The 14,035-nt window shown below is 53.6% G+C and carries 12 protein-coding genes; 5 read left to right on the forward strand and 7 right to left on the reverse strand.

Going from position 1 to position 14,035, the window contains the following annotated elements:
- Nucleotides 1-29: 29 nt before the first annotated feature.
- Complete coding sequence (locus ACFQW4_RS08895) at nucleotides 30-689, forward strand: fumarylacetoacetate hydrolase family protein (protein ID WP_101764202.1); 660 nt, start codon at nucleotides 30-32, stop codon at nucleotides 687-689.
- Between the two features lie 64 nt (nucleotides 690-753).
- Nucleotides 754-1,200 (forward strand): YcgN family cysteine cluster protein, encoded by a 447-nt coding sequence (locus tag ACFQW4_RS08900; protein ID WP_008110381.1) that lies wholly within the window; start codon nucleotides 754-756, stop codon nucleotides 1,198-1,200.
- A 39-nt stretch (nucleotides 1,201-1,239) separates the two neighbouring features.
- Here the strand turns inward: ACFQW4_RS08900 and dsbB are convergent, their stop codons facing one another.
- Entirely contained in the window at nucleotides 1,240-1,770 is a 531-nt protein-coding gene (gene dsbB, locus ACFQW4_RS08905) for a disulfide bond formation protein DsbB (RefSeq protein ID WP_101764203.1), read from the reverse strand.
- A gap of 320 nt (nucleotides 1,771-2,090) precedes the next feature.
- On the opposite strand from dsbB, the gene fadR reads away from it, so the two are divergent.
- Nucleotides 2,091-2,810 carry a fatty acid metabolism transcriptional regulator FadR gene (fadR, locus tag ACFQW4_RS08910; protein WP_101764204.1) on the forward strand — a complete coding sequence of 240 codons (720 nt, stop codon included), beginning with the start codon at nucleotides 2,091-2,093 and terminating at the stop codon, nucleotides 2,808-2,810.
- A 38-nt stretch (nucleotides 2,811-2,848) separates the two neighbouring features.
- Here fadR and ACFQW4_RS08915 read toward each other — a convergent pair whose 3' ends face one another.
- Nucleotides 2,849-4,384 (reverse strand): SpoVR family protein, encoded by a 1,536-nt coding sequence (locus tag ACFQW4_RS08915; RefSeq protein WP_101764205.1) that lies wholly within the window; start codon nucleotides 4,382-4,384, stop codon nucleotides 2,849-2,851.
- Between the two features lie 493 nt (nucleotides 4,385-4,877).
- Here ACFQW4_RS08915 and ACFQW4_RS08920 point away from each other — a divergent pair, with 493 nt between their 5' ends.
- Nucleotides 4,878-6,179, forward strand: coding sequence for a D-amino acid dehydrogenase (locus tag ACFQW4_RS08920; protein ID WP_377724912.1), 1,302 nt, complete (start codon nucleotides 4,878-4,880; stop codon nucleotides 6,177-6,179).
- A gap of 21 nt (nucleotides 6,180-6,200) precedes the next feature.
- On the forward strand, nucleotides 6,201-7,271 hold the full coding sequence (gene dadX, locus ACFQW4_RS08925) for a catabolic alanine racemase DadX (RefSeq protein ID WP_377724914.1): 1,071 nt from the start codon (nucleotides 6,201-6,203) through the stop codon (nucleotides 7,269-7,271).
- On the opposite strand, the gene ACFQW4_RS08930 is transcribed toward dadX, so the two are convergent.
- The 5 genes from ACFQW4_RS08930 to ACFQW4_RS08950 all read right to left on the reverse strand — a co-directional run bounded on the left by ACFQW4_RS08930 (nucleotide 7,264) and on the right by ACFQW4_RS08950 (nucleotide 13,961).
- Nucleotides 7,264-8,457, reverse strand: coding sequence for a multidrug effflux MFS transporter (locus ACFQW4_RS08930; RefSeq protein WP_350260693.1), 1,194 nt, complete (start codon nucleotides 8,455-8,457; stop codon nucleotides 7,264-7,266). The genes dadX and ACFQW4_RS08930 overlap by 8 nt on opposite strands.
- Nucleotides 8,458-8,570: 113 nt before the next feature.
- Nucleotides 8,571-10,037, reverse strand: a complete 1,467-nt coding sequence (wbaP, locus tag ACFQW4_RS08935; RefSeq protein ID WP_008110368.1) for an undecaprenyl-phosphate galactose phosphotransferase WbaP — start codon at nucleotides 10,035-10,037, stop codon at nucleotides 8,571-8,573.
- 377 nt (nucleotides 10,038-10,414) lie between these two features.
- On the reverse strand, nucleotides 10,415-10,648 hold the full coding sequence (locus tag ACFQW4_RS08940; RefSeq protein WP_110866277.1) for a DUF1480 family protein: 234 nt from the start codon (nucleotides 10,646-10,648) through the stop codon (nucleotides 10,415-10,417).
- 77 nt (nucleotides 10,649-10,725) lie between these two features.
- Nucleotides 10,726-12,453: a potassium/proton antiporter gene (locus ACFQW4_RS08945; protein ID WP_101764211.1), complete on the reverse strand. Its 1,728-nt coding sequence runs from the start codon at nucleotides 12,451-12,453 to the stop codon at nucleotides 10,726-10,728.
- 230 nt (nucleotides 12,454-12,683) lie between these two features.
- Nucleotides 12,684-13,961, reverse strand: coding sequence for a YeaH/YhbH family protein (locus tag ACFQW4_RS08950; RefSeq protein ID WP_137385905.1), 1,278 nt, complete (start codon nucleotides 13,959-13,961; stop codon nucleotides 12,684-12,686).
- Nucleotides 13,962-14,035 lie beyond the last annotated feature (74 nt).

The following is a 14,035-nucleotide window of genomic DNA, read 5'->3' on the forward strand; positions in this document are numbered from 1 at the left end:
GGCAAACACAACCAAAGCAGGGGAATAGCATGTATCAGCATCGTAACTGGCAGGGCGCTCTGTTGGATTATCCGGTCAGCAAAGTGGTTTGCGTCGGCAGCAACTATGCGAAGCACATAAAGGAAATGGGAAGTGCCACGCCAACCGAACCGGTAGTGTTTATCAAACCGGAAACCGCGGTGTGTGATCTGCGCCAGCCGCTGTCAATCCCGGCAAATTTTGGTGAAGTGCATCATGAGGTGGAGCTGGCGGTGTTGATTGGCTCGACGCTGAAGCAGGCGAGCGAAGAGCATGTGGCGAAGGCGATTGCCGGTTATGGCGTCGCGCTGGATTTGACCTTACGTGACGTGCAGGCCGGGTTGAAGAAAGCGGGCCAACCGTGGGAAAAATCCAAAGGTTTCGATAACTCGTGTCCGCTGTCAGGTTTTATTCCGGTTGCCGAGTTCAGCGGCGATCCCCAGAACACCGAACTGAAGCTGATGGTTAACGGCGAAGTGCGTCAGCACGGGACGACCGCCGATATGATCCACAAAATTCTGCCGCTGATTGCCTATATGAGCCAGTATTTCACCCTGCGCGCGGGCGATGTGGTGCTGACCGGTACGCCTGAAGGCGTTGGCCCGATGCGTTCTGGCGATAAGCTGGAAGTATCGCTGGCGGGTCACGGTATTTCGACGCGCGTTCTGTAAAACTTGCATCACCGCACCTGAACCTTTATAAGGTGCGGTCTCTTTGCTAACCCGGACCGCCATCATGACTGAACAACCTTTCTGGCAGACTAAACGCCTTGACCAAATGAACGACGCAGAGTGGGAATCCCTGTGCGACGGCTGCGGCCAATGTTGCTTGAATAAGTTGCAGGATGCGGATACCGACGAAATCTACTTCACCAACGTGGCCTGCAATCAGCTGAATATCAAAACCTGCCAATGCCGTAACTACGAGCATCGTTTTGAGTTAGAAGAGAATTGCATCAAGTTGACGCGTGAAAACCTCACCAGCTTTGAATGGCTGCCTCGTACCTGCGCCTATCGCGTGTTAGGGGAAGGCAAAACCTTGCCGGCCTGGCATCCGCTGATCGCCGGTTCTAAAAAGGCGATGCATGCGCAGCGCATTTCAGTGCGTTTTATTGCGGTGCGTGAGAGTGAAGTGCGGGATTGGGAAGAGCATATAATCGATCGACCTGATCGCAACGGTTAAACATACAACAGGCAGCCAGGGCTGCCTGTTTTTTTGTGTTTAACGTCCGAACAGATCGCGGCGTTTCGGTTTGAACGGTTGTGCAATCAACACCAGCAGCGCCACCAGCAGATAAGCGCCGAAAATCACGATCATCCACTGCGGCATGCTCCAGGTCAGGAAAGTCCAGCCGCGCTCGGCGCAGTCACCGCTGGCCACAAACACCGAAGGCAACCATTTATCCAGTGGCAACCAGGCTGGGAAACGTGCGGCAAAGTCGCAGGTGACAAACGGATTGGGATGCAGCTGAATCATGGTGTGATCGTAAGAGAGGCGAGTGCCTTCAATAGCGCTATAAATCCAGATGAGGATCGCCGCCCAGCGCAGCGGGGTTTTCGGTGCAATCGCACCCACGATGCCCGCGCCCATCACGCCAAACAGCGCGCAACGCTCATAAATACACATTACGCAGGGTTGCAGCCCCATGACGTGCTGAAAATACAACGCCGTCAATTCAAACGCTAGCGCCGTCAGGGCCAGCAGAAGCCAGGCACCGCGTCCACGCGAGCATTGATTCAAATATCGCAACATATTGCTTTTCCTGTAACCGTTAATGTTTCGCAGTGTAAACCAAAAGCGCAACCGTGCCAGCCAGGTAAAGGGAAAAAATCATGTACAAAAATGACTTAAGTCGCGTTGAGGCCAAAAAAGATCCGGCCATGCGCTTCATCCGATAAGTGCAAGCCACGGACGCAGCGCAAACGTGTGCTTGCCAACGTTGTTTCATCTGAATTCACGGCTGAATTTTGCGACAGCGCGCGCTTTTAATCGGTTGGCAGGCTATTTCCGCTATAGCCGCTCTGGTATGATGAGTCGCATTACGATAAAGAAAGCAACGAGAAATAAATGCTATGGTGATTAAGGCGCAGAGCCCCGCGGGATTTGCGGAAGAGTATATTATTGAAAGCATCTGGAACAGTCGTTTTCCGCCGGGATCCATTCTACCTGCCGAACGTGAGCTTTCTGAACTGATTGGCGTGACCCGCACCACGTTGCGTGAAGTATTGCAGCGTCTGGCGCGCGATGGCTGGTTGACCATTCAACATGGTAAACCGACGCGCGTTAACGATTTTTGGGAAACCTCCGGTTTAAACATCCTCGAAACCCTGGCCCGACTCGATCACGATAGTGTCCCACAGTTGATTGATAATCTGCTGTCGGTGCGGACTAACATCTCTTCGATTTTTATCAGCCGTGCGCTGCGTCATCATCCTGATAAAGCGCGCGAAGTGCTGGAAAATGCACTGATCGAGGAAGACAAAGCCGAAGCCTATACCGAGCTGGATTATCGCGTGTTCCGCGGCCTGGCGTTTGCATCAGGTAACCCGATTTATGGTCTGATTTTGAATGGCCTGAAAGGGTTGTATACCCGCGTGGGTCGTCACTACTTCTCCAGTCTGGAAGCGCGTGAACTGGCGCGTAACTTCTATCGCCAGCTGGCTGACCTGTGCGTGGCTAATCCTTCGCAGGAGCAGATTGTCGATAGCGTGCGTGAATACGGACGCCGCAGCGGTGAGATTTGGCACAAGATGCAGAAAAGCATGCCGGACGATTTAGCCAGCAAGCGATAAAAGAAAAACCGGACTTCGACAGTCCGGTTTTTTTTTCCTTACAACGTTGGGCCGCGCGTGGGCGAACGATCCAGCAACTCGACGCTGCCGTCTTCATTCTGCTGTTCCAGAATCACATCAAAGCCCCACAAACGGTGCACATGCTTCAACACTTCTTTGCGGCTCTTATCGAGCGGCGCACGCTGTTGCGGCACATAACGCAGCGTCAGTGAGCGGTCGCCACGCAAATCCACGTTGTAGACCTGAATGTTAGGTTCCAGATTGCTCAGATTGTACTGCGCCGACAGCTGCTGACGAATGGCGCGGTAACCCGCTTCATCATGGATCGCTGCAATTTCGAGGAAATTGTTGCGGTCATCATCCATCACCGTGAACAAGCGGAAATCACGCATCACTTTTGGTGACAAGAATTGGCTGATAAAGCTTTCGTCCTTGAATTCACGCATCGCGAAATGCAGGGTTTTCAGCCAGTCGGAACCGGCAATGTCCGGGAACCAGTAGCGATCTTCTTCGGTCGGTGTCTGACAGATGCGTTTAATGTCCTGGAACATCGCGAAGCCCAGCGCATACGGGTTGATGCCGTTATACCACTGGCTGTTATACGGTGGCTGATACACCACGTTGGTGTGGCTGTGCAGGAACTCCATCATAAAGCGTTCCGACACTTTGCCTTCGTCATACAGATGATTAAGGATGGTGTAGTGCCAGAAAGTGGCCCAGCCTTCGTTCATCACCTGCGTCTGTTTCTGCGGATAAAAATACTGGCTAACTTTGCGCACAATGCGCAGCACTTCACGTTGCCAGGATTCCAGCAGCGGCGCATTTTTTTCCATGAAATAGAGCAGGTTTTCCTGCGGTTCAGAAGGGTAGCGCGATGCCTCAACGTGCACCGACTCTTTCTCTTTACGCGGCAGGGTGCGCCACAGCGTATTCACCTGACTCTGCAAATACTCTTCGCGGCTCTGCTGGCGCGCCTTCTCTTCCTGCAGCGAAATTTTCTGCGGACGCTTATAGCGGTCCACACCGTAGTTCATCAACGCATGGCAGGAATCGAGCAGCCGCTCAACCTCCTCCACGCCATAGCGCTCTTCGCAGTCGGTAATATAATTTCGCGCAAACAGCAGGTAATCCACAATCGAGCTGGCATCAGTCCAGCTGCGGAACAGATAGTTATTTTTAAAGAAAGAGTTGTGACCGTAACAGGCGTGCGCCATTACCAGCGCCTGCATGGTCATGGTGTTCTCTTCCATCAAATAGGCGATACACGGATTGGAGTTGATGACGATCTCATACGCCAGGCCTTGCTGACCATGCTTGTAGCGCTGTTCCGTTTCGATGAATTTCTTGCCGAACGACCAGTGCGCATAGTTGATCGGCATACCCACGCTGGAGTAGGCATCCATCATCTGCTCGGAGGTGATCACTTCAATTTGGTGCGGATAGGTTTCCAGTCCGTAACTTTTGGCTACGCGGTCAATTTCCGCCAGATAATCATCCAGCAGTTCGAAGGTCCAGTCGGGACCATCACTGAGTCGTTTACTGTTGCGGGTTGGCTCGTCAAAGATTGTCGTCATAGCGCACCTCTGTTTTGCAAGCGGCAGGAGTTACCTGTCACGATCGTTTAAGGCCTCATCCTGAGTAAAGATGGCCCAAAAAACTGAGCGAACACTTCAATGATAGTCCACTGTCGCCTATCCGAAACTGAATCTCAATCGAATTCTTTTGGCAGAAAATCATTCAAAAAGCGTTAGTTAAGCCAATACTGATGGCAAATGTTGGGTATTATTCATTTAGCAGAATAATGCTCTGTTTATAAGTGGATTGTATGACTGCGGCGCTTTCTCCTGAAAAAAGTCAAAACCGCTCCCTTCCGCATAATAAATGGCTGATTAAGGGATTTAAGGCATAAAAAATCCTGATTTTGCCGCTGTTGCATGATTTCAGTGTGCAGTCAGGTAAAAAACATGTGAAATAAGTCGGTCGAATGTAAGATTTCAATAGCGGTCGGGTTATGCTGTGTTGGGCTGGGTTAATAGTTAATTATTCTTTTGCTGCGACGAGGGGCTTATGCGCGTAGTGATTCTTGGTAGTGGTGTGGTTGGGGTAGCGAGCGCATGGTATCTGGCGCAGGCCGGACATGAGGTCACGGTTATCGATCGTCAACCTGCCGCCGCGCTGGAGACCAGCGCCGGTAATGCGGGACAGATTTCACCGGGCTATGCTGCGCCCTGGGCGGCGCCGGGCGTTCCGCTGAAAGCGGTCAAATGGATGTTCCAGCGTCACGCGCCGCTGGCGGTACGTCTCGATGGCAGCAAATTCCAGCTGGAATGGATGTGGAATATGCTGCGAAACTGCGACATGCAGCACTATCAAGAGAATAAAAGCCGCATGGTGCGCATCGCGGAGTACAGCCGCGACTGCCTGAAAACGCTGCGCGCCACTACCGGCATCGCCTATGAAGGTCGGCAGGGTGGCACGCTGCAGCTATTCCGCACGCAGCAACAGTTCGAAAGTGCCAGCAAAGATATCGCCGTGCTGCGCGATGCGGGCGTGCCCTATGAGCTGCTGGAAGCGCATCAGCTCAAAAATGTCGAACCTGCGCTGGCGGCCACGGCGCATAAACTCACCGGCGGTTTGCGTCTTCCTAACGACGAAACCGGCGACTGCCAACTGTTCACCCAACGTCTGGCTGCGATGGCAGCGGCGGCGGGCGTAACCTTCCGCTACAACACCTCGGTTGATCAGTTGTTGCGTGAGGGCAATCGCATTTATGGCGTGAAGTGTGGCGATGAAGTGATCAAAGCCGATGCTTACGTGGTGGCATTCGGTTCCTATTCAACCGCGCTGCTGAAAGACATTCTGGCCATCCCGGTTTACCCGTTGAAAGGCTATTCGCTGACAATTCCAATCAAGAATGCCGATGCCGCACCGGTTTCCACCATCCTCGATGAAACTTATAAAGTGGCGGTAACGCGCTTTGACGATCGCATTCGCGTGGGCGGCATGGCAGAAATTGTTGGTTTTAACACCAAACTGTTGCCGGCACGACGCGAAACGCTGGAGATGGTGGTCCGCGATCTCTATCCTGAAGGCGGTTTTGTCGAACAGGCCACGTTCTGGACCGGACTGCGTCCAATGACGCCAGACGGTACGCCGATTGTCGGGCGCACGCCGCTCTCCAATCTCTATCTCAATACCGGTCACGGTACGCTGGGATGGACGATGGCTTGTGGTTCCGGTCAGCTTCTGGCTGATTTAATTTCTGGTCAGAAACCGGCGATTGCCGCAGATGATTTGTCAGTGCTGCGCTACCTGCCAGGTTTTGAGCCACATTCTTCGCCACTGCGTAACGCCAGCGCGGCGCGCTGAGACCTCAGGGAGAGTAAAAGCATGTCACGTCCAACCGGTGCCACCATCAATCAACAGGCACTGCGTCATAATCTGGCCGTTGTTCGCCGGGCGGCCCCGCAATCACGCGTCTGGTCGGTGGTAAAAGCCAATGCGTATGGTCACGGTGTGGCTCGCGTGTGGCAAAGCCTGGCAGAAACCGATGGTTTCGCGCTGCTGAATATGGAAGAGGCGATCCTGCTGCGTGAGCAGGGCTGGAAAAAACCGATCCTGCTGCTGGAAGGTTTCTTTCATGCCGAGGATTTAGCGCTAATCGATCGTTACCGCCTCACCACCAGCGTGCACAGCAACTGGCAGATTCAGGCGCTGGCGAAAGCGCAGCTGTCGGCACCGGTCGATGTGTACCTCAAAATCAACAGCGGCATGAACCGGCTTGGCTTCCGTCCTGAGCAGGCTCATGCGGCGTGGCAAAAACTGCACGCTCTGCCGAACGTCGGTGCAATGACGTTGATGGCGCACTTCGCTGATGCGGAGAATCCGCAAGGAGTCGTTGAGCCGATGAAGCGCGTCGAACTGGCGGCGGAAGGGCTCAATTGTCCGCGTTCTCTGTCTAACTCTGCGGCTACGCTGTGGCATCCTGAAGCGCATTTTGACTGGGTGCGTCCCGGCATTATTCTCTATGGCGCGTCACCGAGCGGCGACTGGCAGGATATCGCCAGCACCGGATTGCAGCCGGTGATGACGCTCACCAGCGAAATCATTGGCGTGCAGCAGCTGAATGCCGGTGACGGCGTGGGTTACGGTTATCGCTATCACGCCAGCGGCACCCAGCGTATCGGCATTGTCGCCTGTGGTTACGCCGACGGTTATCCGCGTCATGCGCCCACCGGCACGCCAGTCAGCGTGGATGGCATACGCACGCAAACGCTGGGCGCCATCTCCATGGACATGATGATGATCGATTTAGAACCTTGCCCGCAGGCCGGCATCGGTTCAAAGGTTGAGCTGTGGGGCAATCAGGTGAAGATCGATGAGGTGGCAAAAGTCGCCGGAACGGTGGGCTACGAGCTGATGTGTGCGCTCGCGCCACGCGTTCCGGTTGAGGTTATTTAAGCGCGGTCACGCGACCGTGCATTTTCTTACTGCAGCGCCAGGCGGTCAGTGCCAGCGCTGCACCCAGCAGCATCATCAATGCCAGTGACGACTTCTCAGCAACGGGCAATGCTACGATTGCCATGCTGCCGCCCGCACCACACGCCATCTGAATAAATCCCTGCAGTGCTGAGGCCACGCCCGCTTGCTGCTGATACGGCTCCAGCGCGTAGCTGGTGGCGGGACCGACCGTGAACGCCAGGCCAGCAACGGAAACCGCCACGGGAATCATGTACAGCGCCCAATGGTTTTGCCACGCCGCCGGTAACAGCGTGGTGCCCATCATCAGAAGAATTGCGCCGATCAACATGGTGGCGAAACCCATCGCCAGGCAGAACGGGCGTCCCGCTTTGCGAATGGTTTTGTTTACGAACGCGCTAACCAGCATGATCCAAAACCCGTTGGCGCCAAAGGCGAAAGAGAATTGCAACGGCGTCAGGCCGCCTTCGGTCATCAGCACGTGTGGCGCCAGCGACACATAGGTCAGCACCATGCCCAGCGCGCCGGCATTGGCAAAGGCAAAGGCGAGAAAGCGCGGTTCACGGGCTATGGCAGCATACTGCGTCAGCGGTAAACCTTTAACGCGTAAGGTGTCCGCCGGGCGCGTTTCGGGCAGCCACAGCAGGACGATCAAGCCGATCACCACCGCATAGCCGCACAGGAACCAGAACGGCATCCGCCAGCCGTAGGCTTCGGCGAGGATCCCACCCAGCAGTGGCGCCAGCGCGGGAACGATATTCAGCGCACCATTGAGAAAGCCGTAAGCGCGTGCGGCATCCTCGCCACTGAGACGGTCACGCACGCCGCTGAAGGCCACCACCGCCGTGCAGCACACCGCGCAACCCTGAATGATGCGGGCGAGAAAGAACACCGGCCACAGCGTGCTCGTGGCGGCAATCGCGCTGCCAATGATGTAAAGCGCAAGACCAATTAACGCGAGCGGCTTACGACCAAAATTATCCACCAGCGGACCGGTAATCAATTGGCCAATGCCCATCACCAATAAAAACAGAGGAATCGTGATTTGGATGAGGCTCACCGGGCTGTTAAGACCTTCGGCGATTTGCGGCAATGTCGGGAGGTAAAGATCAATGCCAAGCGGCGCCAGCAGCACCAGGCTAAGAAGTATTAAGGTGAATTTTTGCATTACGAACCGGACGACCTGTTAAACAATCCGGAAGGGTAATGACTCTTAGGGGAAAAAGAAAGGGATAATAAAAGCGATGCCTGCCGAAATGCACAAGCATCGCCTCGAGGGTATTAGTAAGCGCCGTCGCGACGAACCACTACGCCAGCGGTTTTGAACAGAATTGCAATGTCAGTCCATAACGCCCAGTTTTTCACGTACCAGGAATCGAAGTAGACGCGCGTATCGTAGTCGATGTCGTTACGTCCGCTGACCTGCCACAAGCCGGTCATGCCCGGTTTCGCCATCAGGTAGTAATCCACATCACCGGCATAACGCTCCAGCTCTGCTTCAATCACCGGACGCGGACCGACCAGACTCATTTCGCCACGAATGACATTCCACAACTGTGGCAGCTCATCAAGGCTGGTTTTGCGCAGGAAGTTACCAATTTTGGTCACACGCGGATCGTTTTTCAGTTTGAAATCACGGTCCCATTCGGCACGCGCTTCCTCGCTGGTCGCCAGCAGGTTTTGCAGCACTTCCTGCGAGTTGGTCACCATTGAGCGGAACTTCAGGCACTTAAACTTCACGCCATCTTGCCCAACGCGTTCATGACCATAAATCGCATTGCCGCCGTCACGTTTCACCATCGCACACAGCAGACCAAATACTGGTCCGAGGAACAGCAGCAGCATGGATGCCACCACGATATCGAAGGTGCGTTTCAGGAAGCGCGAAGAGCGTTTCGCCAGGTTGTTGCTGACGCGCAAAATCATGACTTCATGGCTGAAGATGAATGACATATCGGTGCCATACAGCGGCACGCCGCGCAGCGTTGGGATCACGGAGATTGAACGGCACTTCATTTTGGACAGGAACTTCAGCCATTTATCGCGCACCACTTGCTGCTCAAATTCGGTGGCGACGATAAATTGGGTGTTGTCACGGTCCATGGTTTGCCAGTTGATGTCTTTCCAGGTGATCACCGGAACGCCATTAACCTTCTCATGCTGTTGGTCATCATCCAGCGAGATAAACGCCTGCACGTTATAACCGAGGATCTCCTCGCTCTGCAGCGCCGCATAAGCTTCCATGGCATTTTTACCGGAACCAATGATGATGGTTTCCTTCTGCCACTGACCTGCGCGGTTGATGGCGCGTTTTACCACGGCACGCATCAGCGGCAGCAGCAGCAGGGCGTAAGTCCAGCTAAATACCCAAACCATGCGCGAGAAGTCCCATTTTGAAAAGGCAATCAACGCCAGATCAAGCAGAGAGAAGACGAACAGGGTTTTAATCACTTCTTTCAGTTCAAACCAAAACGGCTTGCGATAAGTGTAGTGACGCATACGCACCCAGAACCAGGCGGTGCAAAGAATAGAAAGGCTAAATTGGGCAATAAACCGGTATTCAATCTGCTGGGGCGGAATAAAGGTATCCAGTTCGCCCCAAATACCTTGAACGGTGGCGGCAGATAAAAACAATGCCAGATTTAATGCAATTAAATCCGAGAAACTAAGTGCGACTTTTGCGATGAGGTTTTTGCGCAGTCCGCTCCACGAGCGGGTTGCATCATTCATTATCAAAGTACTTGCCATAAAACCTGCTCTCTTTTCTTAAGTAAAAGATGGCCTGACCAGAATCAAGTACGCGCTCAGGAGTGGTCCGCTGAAAAATGGAAAGAATAATTCTTTCAGCGAGATATAAGTCAGTGCTGCCATAAGCGCTGCAAGGAAAGGACCGTTTGAGACGTGATGCACGTCACGAAAAGCTGCAGCAACGTTTAAGAGTATGCAGGAGTTATTTGACAGAGTTAATATGGAAATAGTCTGAAAAGGAAATAAATGACTAAAGAAATAATTGGCTATTTAATTGAAATGTATGGTTAAAAGTTAATTAATCGCGAATATTACGCTTCATTTTAAGACACCTTTTCGGAATGACCGCCATTCACATCAATGGCGGCGCCAGCCAATCAGGCGGGTTTTTTTAATACCCACAGGTCCTGCTGCTTGTCATAGTGTCCGATTTGCAGATCGACAGCCTCTTCATCAATCCATGCCGGTACACTGGTATCCACATCCCAGCCGTCGAGTTGGTCACTCAGGCCGGGATTGGTATGGCAGGGAATACTGACAGTGTCGCCATTGTCACTATTGAACTCTGCATCAACGATTTCATATTGACCAATCTTCACCACGCGTCCCATTACATTCTCCCGTATTTGCTGGGTTGAATAGTGAGCATAGTCGTTCACACGCAGTTTACGAGCGATAAAGCCTCGGATTAATCCTTGTCTTCGCTGACGCGCACACCGACCTTCACAATCTGGTTATCTTCTTTCTCTGCCACCGTCCAGGTTAACTGCTTCCATTCCACCTGATCGCCAACCACTGGCGTGCTGCCGAGCAAACTCATTACCAGCTGTCCTAGCGACTGCTGATCGTTGGTCTGTTCATCTAACTCCAGGCCGTAAATTTGCGCCACGTCGCGCAGGCGCGCCTCGGCATCCAAAATAAAGTCGCCGAAGAAGCGCTGATCCAGCGATACCGGCGGCGATTGGCTGAACATTTTACCCAAGGCGGGGAGATCACGTTCACGGCCAATCACACACAGCACATCGCCTTCTTTCAGGCGCGTATTGCCGTTGGGATGCATTAACGCGTTATCGCGGAACAGGGCGGCGATGCGGGTTTCGCGCGGCATCTGCAAATCACGCAGCGCTGCGCCGACGCACCATTTGTCGGCGCTTAGCTGGTAAATAAATTGTTCCCACGGATTCTCCGGATGGATATCCAGCCCAACCCGGCTAATCGGCGAGGCGGTTGGTGGCACCACCACTTTGGCGCGTTTGGCGGCATAGCCCAGCGACGTGCCTTGCAGCATCAACGACACCAATACTACAAAGAAAGCGATGTTGAAGTAGAGCTTGGCGTTCTCCAGCCCGGCCATCATCGGAAATACGGCGAGGATGATTGGCACTGCGCCACGTAAGCCCACCCAACTGATGAAGATACGTTCGCGTCCGGTGAAGCCTTTGAACGGTAACAGACCAACCAGAATCGACAGCGGGCGCGCTACCAGAATCAACCACAGCGACAGAATCATCGCCGGCACCGCGATGTGCCACAAATCGGAGGGTGTCACCAGCAAGCCCAGCACAATGAACATGCCGATTTGGCTCAGCCATGCCATGCCGTCAAAGGTTTGCAAAATACCGTGGCGGTTGCGAATCGGGCTGTTGCCCAGCAGGAAGCCGCAAAGATACACCGCCAGAATGCCGCTGCCTTCCATCACGGTGGTGAGCGCAAACACGATGATGCCGCCACTCACCGCCAGCAGCGGATATAAACCTTGCGCCAGATTGATACGGTTAATCAACTGCTGCAGCGCCCAGCCGCCGCCCAGGCCTAATACGATGCCAAGACCAAACTGCTGCACCAGATGCACCACAAACATCCAGCTCAGGCCGGACTGGCCTTGCTGAATCATGTCGATCAGCGTGATGGTGAGAAACACCGCCATCGGGTCGTTGCTGCCGGATTCAATCTCCAGCGTGGAGCTGACACGTTCGTTGAGGCCTTTATCACCCAGCAGCGAAAATACGGCGGCGGCATCGGTAGAACCGATAATCGCGCCAATCAGAAAGCCCTGCATCAGATCGAGCTTAAACAGCCAGGCAGCGGCAACACCGGTTAACCCTGCGGTGATCATCACGCCAACCGTCGCCAGCGATAATGCCGGGCCGAGCGCCACCTTTAGCGAAGACGCTTTGGTGCGCATCCCGCCATCAAGCAAGATGATGGCTAAAGCGAGGTTGGAGACCAGATAGGCGACGGGATAGTTATCAAAGGCGATGCCACCGATACCATCAATCCCGGCCAACATGCCGAGAGCGAGGAAGATCACCAGAATCGGAATGCCAAGGCGTGATGAAAAGGAACTGAGCAAAATACTTGCTGCTACCAGCACGGACCCAATAATGAACAAACTGTAAATCATGCTGGTATTCAACGGCGTTCTCCTGCGGTGGGGCAAAAAAGACAAACTGCGGGCGATTCACACAGACAAGGTGGAAAGATAATGCCTTATCAATAGCTTGTCAGCGCTTAATTGCACATTTTTTCATTCTGTGGGGCCGCATCCCATATACAGCTAAATTTGTATGAAAAAACAACAGGAAATGGCGCGAAGTGAGCGGGGCTGCTGCAAAGAAAAAGCCGGTCAGTGACCGGCTTATGGACTCAGGCTTCTGCAGCCTGTTTGTGGAAAAGTTCTCTAAATACCGGATAGATGTCTTCTGGCTCGCGAATATGTTGGATTGCGAAGTTATCAAACATTGCCTGCAGATGTTCATACTCGCGCCATAAGGTCTGGTGCGCGCGACGCGTGATCTCGATATAGCTGTAATAACGCACAACCGGCAGAATATGTTTGGCTAAGATCTCGTGGCAGAGCGGTGAATCATCGGCCCAGTTATCACCATCCGACGCTTGCGCCGCATAGATGTTCCACTGTGACGGGTCATAACGCTCTTTAACCACCTCATCCATCAACTTCAGTGCACTGGAAACAATGGTGCCGCCCGTTTCCTGCGAGTAGAAGAACTCCTGTTCGTCGACCTCTTTCGCCTGAGTGTGATGCCGGATGTAAACCACGTCGACGTTCTTGTAGGTACGGCTCAGGAACAGATACAGCAGAATGTAGAAACGCTTCGCCATATCTTTGGTGGCTTGATCCATCGAACCTGACACGTCCATCAGGCAGAACATCACGGCCTGGCTGGAAGGTTCTGGTCGCTTCTCGAAGTTTTTGTAGCGCAGGTCAAAGGTATCGATAAACGGCACGCGGTCGATGCGCGCACGCAACTCAGCGATCTCTTTACGTAAACGCTCCTCTTCCAGTAACTGCGCCGGTTCGCTGGTTTCCACTTCGGATAGCGTAGCTTCCAGTTCGTTTAACATGCGGCGTTTACCCGCCGTCATCGCCGTACGACGAGCCAGCGAGTTCTGCAGCGAGCGCACCACGCTGATATTAGCCGGCGTACCGTTTGAGGTGTAGCCCGCGCGATGGGTTTTGTACTCGTTTAACTGACGATGTTGATTCTTACGCAGGTTTGGCAACGCCAAATCTTCGAACAGAAGATCGAGATATTCATCTTTAGATATCTGGAAGCTGAATTCATCCTGGCCTTCACCATCCTGACTGGCGTTGCCCTGGCCGCTACCGCCGCTGCCGCCGCCACCTTGCGGACGTTCAATGCGATCGTTTTGCACGAAATGATCATTCCCAGGATGCACGCGATGGCGACTGCCGCCGCGGCCCTGATGGAAGCTCGGTTCGTTGATATCGTCAATTGGAATCGAGACCGATTCGCCGCTCTCGACATCGGTCACCGAACGCTTGTTGATGGCCTCGGAGATCGATTGCTTGATTTGCGACTTATAACGGCGCAGAAAGCGCTGCCGATTGACGGCGCTTTTGTTCTTACCGTTGAGACGCCGATCGATAAAATAGGCCATAAAAATCCCCCAAACTGCATTGCAAGCTTAGGCCGGGAAAACCCGGCCTCCTGTTGCAGCACCGTAGCACCGCG

The sequence above is a fragment of the Pantoea sp. GCM10028869 genome (assembly GCF_042666835.1).
GTDB classification, from domain to species: domain Bacteria; phylum Pseudomonadota; class Gammaproteobacteria; order Enterobacterales; family Enterobacteriaceae; genus Pantoea; species Pantoea leporis.

What these genes read in the sequence shown, in the direction of transcription:
- ACFQW4_RS08895 (WP_101764202.1), top strand. Translation starts at nt 30, where the DNA reads ATGTATCAGCATCGTAACTGGCAGGGCGCTCTGTTGGATTATCCGGTC.
- ACFQW4_RS08900 (WP_008110381.1), top strand. Translation starts at nt 754, where the DNA reads ATGACTGAACAACCTTTCTGGCAGACTAAACGCCTTGACCAAATGAAC.
- dsbB (WP_101764203.1), bottom strand. Translation starts at nt 1,770, where the DNA reads ATGTTGCGATATTTGAATCAATGCTCGCGTGGACGCGGTGCCTGGCTT.
- fadR (WP_101764204.1), top strand. Translation starts at nt 2,091, where the DNA reads ATGGTGATTAAGGCGCAGAGCCCCGCGGGATTTGCGGAAGAGTATATT.
- ACFQW4_RS08915 (WP_101764205.1), bottom strand. Translation starts at nt 4,384, where the DNA reads ATGACGACAATCTTTGACGAGCCAACCCGCAACAGTAAACGACTCAGT.
- ACFQW4_RS08920 (WP_377724912.1), top strand. Translation starts at nt 4,878, where the DNA reads ATGCGCGTAGTGATTCTTGGTAGTGGTGTGGTTGGGGTAGCGAGCGCA.
- dadX (WP_377724914.1), top strand. Translation starts at nt 6,201, where the DNA reads ATGTCACGTCCAACCGGTGCCACCATCAATCAACAGGCACTGCGTCAT.
- ACFQW4_RS08930 (WP_350260693.1), bottom strand. Translation starts at nt 8,457, where the DNA reads ATGCAAAAATTCACCTTAATACTTCTTAGCCTGGTGCTGCTGGCGCCG.
- wbaP (WP_008110368.1), bottom strand. Translation starts at nt 10,037, where the DNA reads ATGGCAAGTACTTTGATAATGAATGATGCAACCCGCTCGTGGAGCGGA.
- ACFQW4_RS08940 (WP_110866277.1), bottom strand. Translation starts at nt 10,648, where the DNA reads ATGGGACGCGTGGTGAAGATTGGTCAATATGAAATCGTTGATGCAGAG.
- ACFQW4_RS08950 (WP_137385905.1), bottom strand. Translation starts at nt 13,961, where the DNA reads ATGGCCTATTTTATCGATCGGCGTCTCAACGGTAAGAACAAAAGCGCC.